This is a genomic window from Hansschlegelia beijingensis (genome assembly GCF_045505405.1).
Taxonomy (GTDB): Bacteria; Pseudomonadota; Alphaproteobacteria; order Rhizobiales; family Methylopilaceae; genus Methylopila; species Methylopila beijingensis_A.
In genome coordinates this window covers 1-1,508 of record NZ_JBJKEX010000508.1, presented here as the reverse complement: position 1 = coordinate 1,508, position 1,508 = coordinate 1, and the positions used below count along the sequence as shown (strand labels likewise).

At 71.5% G+C, this 1,508-nt stretch carries 5 protein-coding genes; 4 read left to right on the top strand and 1 reads right to left on the bottom strand.

What is annotated here, in order from left to right; all coding sequences use genetic code 11:
* Positions 1-349 (top strand): DUF3168 domain-containing protein (locus ACIKT0_RS18170; protein ID WP_407106733.1); only part of this gene is annotated, 349 nt, incomplete at its 5' end.
* Positions 350-361: 12 nt separating this feature from the next.
* The gene (locus tag ACIKT0_RS18165) at positions 362-772 is read left to right on the top strand and encodes a phage major tail protein, TP901-1 family (protein ID WP_407106732.1); all 411 of its coding nucleotides are present in this window, start codon (positions 362-364) and stop codon (positions 770-772) included.
* 31 nt (positions 773-803) lie between these two features.
* Here ACIKT0_RS18165 and ACIKT0_RS18160 read toward each other — a convergent pair whose 3' ends face one another.
* Positions 804-1,001, bottom strand: a complete 198-nt coding sequence (locus tag ACIKT0_RS18160; RefSeq protein WP_407106730.1) for a hypothetical protein — start codon at positions 999-1,001, stop codon at positions 804-806.
* A 96-nt stretch (positions 1,002-1,097) separates the two neighbouring features.
* Between ACIKT0_RS18160 and ACIKT0_RS18155 the strand changes: the two genes are divergently transcribed.
* Both ACIKT0_RS18155 and ACIKT0_RS18150 read left to right on the top strand, forming a co-directional pair.
* Positions 1,098-1,277: a hypothetical protein gene (locus ACIKT0_RS18155; RefSeq protein ID WP_407106728.1), complete on the top strand. Its 180-nt coding sequence runs from the start codon at positions 1,098-1,100 to the stop codon at positions 1,275-1,277.
* A 38-nt stretch (positions 1,278-1,315) separates the two neighbouring features.
* Positions 1,316-1,508, top strand: a 193-nt coding sequence (locus ACIKT0_RS18150; protein ID WP_407106727.1) for a gene transfer agent family protein, incomplete at its 3' end; no start/stop codon positions are given.

Sequence of the window (1,508 nt, the reverse complement as noted above, 5' to 3'; positions counted from 1 at the left end):
TGGCGGCGCGCGGATCTATGACGAGCCGCCCCGCGCGGCCGCCCCGCCTTACCTGGTGCTGGCCGAGATCGAGACGCGCGACCTCTCGGGCGACGCGGCGCCGGCCCATGAACACGCCTTCGCGCTGGAGGTCTGGTCCCGCCAAGGCGGTCTGTCGGAAGCGCTCAAGGCCGCCGACCGCGTGGTGCGCCTGATCGACGGCGCGCCGCTTGAACTCGAGGGCGTCCGGCTCGCGAAGCTCGCCTGGATCTCGACCGAGGCCGAGCGGCTGGTCGGCCAGGACCTGCGCCGCGCCGCGATCCGCTTCCGCGCGGTGACGGAGCCCGCGGCCCTCTCCGACACGCTCTGAACGAGGATCAAGATGGCCATTCAGAAGGGCAAGGACCTGCTCGTGAAGGTCTCGGACGGCGCGGGCGGCTTCGTCACCGTGGCGGGACTGCGGTCCCGCTCGCTGTCGTTCAACGCCGAGCCGGTCGACGTCACCCTTTCCGAAAGCGTCGGGCGCTGGCGCGAGCTGCTGGCGGGCGCGGGCGTCAAGAAGGCGAGCGTCGCAGGCGCGGGCGTGTTCCGCGACGAGGCCTCGGACGCGCTGGTGCGCGGCCTGGTGTTCGACGGCGCGATCGCCGAGTTCCAGATCGTGATCCCGGATTTCGGGGCCGTGCAGGGCCCGTTTCAGGTGACGGGGCTCGAGTTTCGCGGCGATCACGCCGGGGAGGTCGCCTACGACCTCGCGCTCGAAAGCGCCGGCGCGCTGAGCTTCGCGACCGCCTGATCGGGACGGAGGCGGGCCTGCCAAACCGCCGTCACTTCGTGTCCGAAGGTTTCACCGGCAGGCCGGCCGCTTCGCGCTCGGTCGTGAGCGCGTCCGCGATGTCTTCGCGGCTCACCGCAGCCTCCGGATAGGCGTCATGAAGTTCCGCCGCGGCCGCCTGCACGTCGAGCGGCCCCTCCGCTGCGGTCACGACGTCTGCGATTTCTACCGCCAGGGGCAGCTTGCTCATCGTCTTCCTCCGGAAGGCAGGTGACGCAACGCGCCTGTTACCGGGTCAATCGTCTCCGGCGGCTCTTGGTTCCTTGAAAAAGAAGAGGGATTTGCCATGGGCGTCGTCGAACTCATCGTCGCGCTCTGCCTGCAGGCGGAGCCCGCCGCCTGCCGCATCGAACGCCGCGAGCAGCCTGCGCCGCTCACGGCCTGCCTCGTCGCCGAGGAGGCGCGGGAGCTCGCGCCGCCGCCCGGCTGGTACCTGGCGCGCTGGACCTGCCGTTGGCGGGGTTAGCCCGCCGACCCGCGCGTGAATTCAGAGGAGATTGCGCCATGCCCGTGAACCGCCGCCGCGGCGAGACCGAGGCCATGTTCGACGGCCGGCCGCACCGACTGGCGCTCACCCTGGTCGCGCTCGCCGAACTGGAGCACGCATTCGGCGTCGCCGACCTCGCGGCGCTCGCGGAGCGCTTCGCGAACGGCCGGCTTTCGGCGTCCGACGCTCTGCGGATTCTCGGCGCGGGGC

Bases quoted from the DNA above. Each gene is read 5' to 3' on its own strand.
- ACIKT0_RS18155 (WP_407106728.1), top strand. From the start codon at position 1,098: ATGGGCGTCGTCGAACTCATCGTCGCGCTCTGCCTGCAGGCGGAGCCC.
- ACIKT0_RS18160 (WP_407106730.1), bottom strand. From the start codon at position 1,001: ATGAGCAAGCTGCCCCTGGCGGTAGAAATCGCAGACGTCGTGACCGCA.
- ACIKT0_RS18165 (WP_407106732.1), top strand. From the start codon at position 362: ATGGCCATTCAGAAGGGCAAGGACCTGCTCGTGAAGGTCTCGGACGGC.